This window comes from Paenirhodobacter ferrireducens (genome assembly GCF_004022265.1).
In the GTDB taxonomy this organism is placed as follows: Bacteria; Pseudomonadota; Alphaproteobacteria; order Rhodobacterales; family Rhodobacteraceae; genus Rhodobacter; species Rhodobacter ferrireducens.
On sequence record NZ_SAVB01000042.1, the window covers coordinates 1 to 4,443 of the forward strand.

The 4,443-nt window shown below is 67.0% G+C and carries 4 protein-coding genes; all 4 read right to left on the minus strand.

What is annotated here, in order from left to right; genetic code table 11:
- Positions 1-6 precede the first annotated feature (6 nt).
- Positions 7-1,311: a type III glutamate--ammonia ligase gene (gene glnT, locus EOW65_RS19665; protein ID WP_128152356.1), complete on the minus strand. Its 1,305-nt coding sequence runs from the start codon at positions 1,309-1,311 to the stop codon at positions 7-9.
- A gap of 97 nt (positions 1,312-1,408) precedes the next feature.
- Complete coding sequence (locus tag EOW65_RS19670; protein WP_128152358.1) at positions 1,409-2,734, minus strand: FMN-binding glutamate synthase family protein; 1,326 nt, start codon at positions 2,732-2,734, stop codon at positions 1,409-1,411.
- 11 nt (positions 2,735-2,745) lie between these two features.
- Positions 2,746-3,429, minus strand: coding sequence for a GltB/FmdC/FwdC-like GXGXG domain-containing protein (locus EOW65_RS19675; protein ID WP_128152360.1), 684 nt, complete (start codon positions 3,427-3,429; stop codon positions 2,746-2,748).
- A 2-nt stretch (positions 3,430-3,431) separates the two neighbouring features.
- Positions 3,432-4,319: a class II glutamine amidotransferase gene (locus tag EOW65_RS19680; protein ID WP_128152362.1), complete on the minus strand. Its 888-nt coding sequence runs from the start codon at positions 4,317-4,319 to the stop codon at positions 3,432-3,434.
- Positions 4,320-4,443 lie beyond the last annotated feature (124 nt).

The window sequence follows — 4,443 nt, forward strand, 5'->3', positions numbered from 1 at the left end:
GTGGTTTCAGATATCGAGGGTATTGTCGCGTTCCCAGTGGGAGAAGTGGTTCACGAAGGCGTTCCACTCCTGCATCTTGAGCTTGAGATATCCCGCCGAGAATTCCTCGCCCATGGCGGCCTTGAGGCCGGGATCGGCGTCATAGGCGCGGATCGCGTCGAGCAGGTTCAGGGGCAGCTTCGGCGCGCCCTCGATCTTGTGGCCCTCGGCATACATGTCGATGTCGTGGCGCGGGCCCGGATCGGCGTTGGTCTTCAGCCCGGAAAGCCCCGCCGCGATGATCACCGCCTGCAGCAGATAGGGGTTCACCGCACCGTCGGGCAGGCGCAGCTCGAACCGGCCCGGGCCCGGCACGCGCACCATATGGGTGCGGTTGTTGCCGGTCCAGGTCACGGTATTGGGCGCCCAGGTGGCGCCCGAGAGCGTGCGCGGCGCGTTGATCCGCTTGTAGCTGTTCACCGTCGGGTTGGTGATGACCGCGAGCGCCGAGGCGTGCTTCATGATGCCGCCCAAGAAAGCGCGGCCGCTGTCCGACAGGCCGAGCTCCTTGGTGTCATCGGCAAAGGCGTTCCTGCCGGTCTTCGTGTCCCACACCGAGATATGGGCGTGGCAGCCGTTGCCGGTCAGGCCCTGAATGGGCTTCGGCATGAAGGTCGCGCGCAGCCCGTGCTTTTCCGCGACCGATTTCACCATGAACTTGAAGAAGCTGTGCTTGTCGGCGGAGGCCATCGCGCCGTCGTATTTCCAGTTCATCTCGAACTGGCCGTTCGCGTCCTCGTGGTCGTTCTGATAGGGCTCCCAGCCAAGTTCCAGCATGTAATCGCAGATCTCGGCGATCACGTCATAGCGGCGCATCACCGCCTGCTGGTCGTAGCAGGGCTTCGCCGCGGTGTCGGCCGCGTCCGAGATCGAGAGCCCGTCGGGGGTGAGCAGGAAGAACTCGGGCTCGACGCCGGTCTTCACCTCGAGCCCCATCTCCGCCGCCTCGGCGATGAGGCGCGCGAGCACGTTGCGCGGCGCCTGCGCGAGGTCGGCGCCCTCCATCACGCAGTTCGAGGCGACCCAGGCCACGTCCTTCTTCCAGGGCAGCTGGATCACCGAGGGCGCGTCGGGCACGGCGAGCATGTCGGGATGCGCCGGCGTCAGGTCGAGATGCGTCGCGAAGCCCGCAAAGCCCGCGCCGCCCGCCTGCATCTCGGCAATCGCCGAGGCCGGCACCAGCTTCGCCCGCTGCGCGCCGAACAGGTCGGTGTAGGAGATCATGAAGTATTTCACGCCCTTTTCGCGGGCGAAGGCGGCAAGATCGGTCATCGTCGTTTCCCTGTTGCGGCCTCTCGGGCCTCGCGGGCCTTGTGGCCCTTTTCACGTGACGGTGGATCGGCACGGGCGGGTCGCCCCGCCCGTCCGCTCAGAACCCGGACTGGCCGGGGATCCAGCTGGTGCCCGCAAGCGGCACACCCGCCATCGCCGCCGCCTCGATCGTCAGCGCGCACAGATCCTCGGGCTCGAGATTGTGGACATGGCTCTTGCCGCAGGCCCGCGCGATCGTCTGCGCCTCGAGCGTCAGCACCGCGAGATAGTTGCGCAGCCGCCGCGCCGCCTCGACCGGGTCGAGCCGCTTCATCAGCTCGGGGTCCTGGGTGGTGATGCCGGCCGGGTCCTTGCCCTCGTGCCAGTCGTCATAGGCATCCGCGGTGGTGCCGAGCTTGGTATATTCGGCGGCCCATTTCGGGTCGTTCTCGCCAAGCGCCACCAGCGCCGCGGTGCCGATCGAGACCGCATCGGCGCCAAGCGCGAGCGCCTTGGCCACATCGGCGCCGGTGCGGATACCGCCCGAGACGATCAGCTGCACCTTGCGGTGCATGCCCAGATCCTGCAGCGCCTTCACCGCCGGCCGGATGCAGGCAAGCGTCGGCTGGCCGACATGCTCGATGAACACATCCTGCGTCGCCGCGGTGCCGCCCTGCATGCCGTCGAGCACCACGACATCGGCCCCCGCCTTCACCGCGAGCGCGGTGTCATAGTAAGGCCGCGCGCCGCCGACCTTGATGTAGATCGGCTTTTCCCAATTGGTGATCTCGCGGATCTCGAGGATCTTGATCTCGAGATCGTCGGGCCCGGTCCAGTCCGGGTGCCGGCAGGCCGAGCGCTGGTCGATGCCGACCGGCAGGTTGCGCATGCCGGCGACCCGCTCGGTGATCTTCTGGCCCAGAAGCATGCCGCCACCGCCGGGCTTCGCGCCCTGGCCCACCACGATCTCGATCGCATCGGCGCGGCGCAGATCGTCGGGGTTCATCCCGTAGCGGCTCGGCAGGTATTGATAGACGAGCTTTTCCGAATGGCCGCGCTCCTCGTCGGTCATGCCGCCGTCGCCGGTGGTGGTCGAGGTGCCGGCCATCGTCGCGCCGCGGCCGAGTGCCTCCTTCGCCGGGCCCGAAAGCGCGCCGAAGGACATGCCGGCGATCGTCACCGGGATCTTCAGCTCGATCGGTTTCTTGGCAAAACGCGTGCCGAGCACCACCCCGGTGCCGCATTTCTCGCGATAGCCCTCGAGCGGATAGCGCGACATCGAGGCGCCAAGGAACAGCAGGTCGTCGAAATGCGGCATCTTCCGCTTCGCACCGCCGCCGCGGATGTCATAGATGCCCGTCGCCGCGGCGCGCCGGATCTCGGCGTTGATCTCGGGCGAGAAGGTCCAGCTGTCGCGCGGCAGGGTCTGGGGGGTCTTGTCCATGGGTCGGGTCCTCAATACGCCGAGGCGTGGTCGACGTGGAAATTGTAGAGCGTGCGGGCAGAGCCGTAGCGGCGGAACTCCTCGGGCTTCGCCGGCGCCCCCGAGCGCTCCAGAAGCTCGGCCAGGATCGCCAGATGCTCGGGCCGCATCTCCTTCTCGATGCAGTCGGCACCGAGCGAGGTGACCGAGCCGCGCACGAAGAGCCGCGCCTCGTAGAGGCTGTCGCCAAGCGCCTCGCCGGCATCGCCCAGCACCACCAGATTGCCCGATTGCGCCATGAAGGCCGACATGTGCCCGACATTGCCGAAGACCACGATGTCGATGCCCTTCATCGAGATGCCGCAGCGCGAGGACGCATTGCCCTTGATCACCAGAAGCCCGCCATGGCCGGTGGCGCCCGCGTATTGGCTCGCGTCGCCCTCGATGATGACGGTGCCCGACATCATGTTCTCGGCCACGCCCGGCCCGGCCGAGCCCGTCACATGCACGGTGGCCTGCTTGTTCATCCCCGCACAGTAATAGCCCGTCGAGCCCTTCACCGTGACCTCGATCGGCGCATCGAGGCCGACGGCCACGGCATGCGCGCCCTTCGGGTTCTCGACCACCCAGGCGGTCTGGTTGGTGCTGGTGGCCTGCGCCTGCAGCGCGGCATTCAGCTCACGCAGTGGCGTGGTGGACAGGTCGATCGTCTGCATGATCAGCGCTCCCAGAAGTAGACGGTGGCGGGTTCCGGTTCCCAGACCCGCGCGGCCTCGATCCCCGGCAGGTTGGCGAAGGCGCGGTATTCCGAACCGAAGGCGACATAGTCCTCGGTCTCGGCCATCACCGCGGGCTTGCACGCGATCGGGTCGCGCACCACGCCGAAGCCGTTTTTCGTGCCGACGACGAAGGTGAAGAAGCCGTCCAGATCCTCGAGCGTGCCCTCGAGCGCCTCACCGAGGTTCGCGCCCTCGGCAAGCCGCGAGGAGATGTAGCAGGCCGCCACCTCGGTGTCGTTCTGCGTCTGCGGCGCAAAGCCCTTCTCGCTCAGCACCCGGCGCATCGCGTTGTGGTTCGACAGCGACCCGTTGTGCACCAGGCACTGATCGTCGCCGGTCGAGAACGGATGCGCGCCCATCGTGGTGACCGCCGATTCCGTCGCCATCCTTGTGTGGCCGATGCCATGGCTGCCCGCCATCGCCCGGATCCCGAAGCGCGCCGCCACGTCCTTCGGCAGCCCGACCTCCTTGAAGATCTCCATCGCGGACCCGACGCCCATCACCCGCAGGCCCCGGTCGGCCGCGAAGGCCCGCGCCGCCGCCTCGGCATCGGCCGGGATCGTCAGCACCGCATGGGTGTCGATCACCGCCACCCCGACCGGCGCACCGAGCGCCGCGCCAAGCGCCGCCTCGAGCCCGGCAAAACCCGTCTCCGGCACGTCCGACTGGACCGTCATCTTCAGCCCCTCCGACGCATCGCCATAGATCGCGATCCCGGCACTGTCAGGGCCGCGGTCGGTCATGGTGATCAGCATGTCGGTGAGCATGTCCCCGAGCCGGGGGCGCAAAGCGTCCTTCTTCAGAAAGAGGCCAACGATGCCACACATGGTCTTCTCCGTTCAGCTTCGGCTTGAGCCGTCACGGATTGACTAGCAGGCAATTTATTTTCTTCACAATCCATTTTACTTCCGGAGAAGAAGAATTTCTCGCGATGCAAATCGTGCCGCTTTT

Coding starts and splice junctions, on each gene's coding strand:
- EOW65_RS19670 (WP_128152358.1), bottom strand. CDS start 2,734: ATGGACAAGACCCCCCAGACCCTGCCGCGCGACAGCTGGACCTTCTCG.
- EOW65_RS19680 (WP_128152362.1), bottom strand. CDS start 4,319: ATGTGTGGCATCGTTGGCCTCTTTCTGAAGAAGGACGCTTTGCGCCCC.
- glnT (WP_128152356.1), bottom strand. CDS start 1,311: ATGACCGATCTTGCCGCCTTCGCCCGCGAAAAGGGCGTGAAATACTTC.
- EOW65_RS19675 (WP_128152360.1), bottom strand. CDS start 3,429: ATGCAGACGATCGACCTGTCCACCACGCCACTGCGTGAGCTGAATGCC.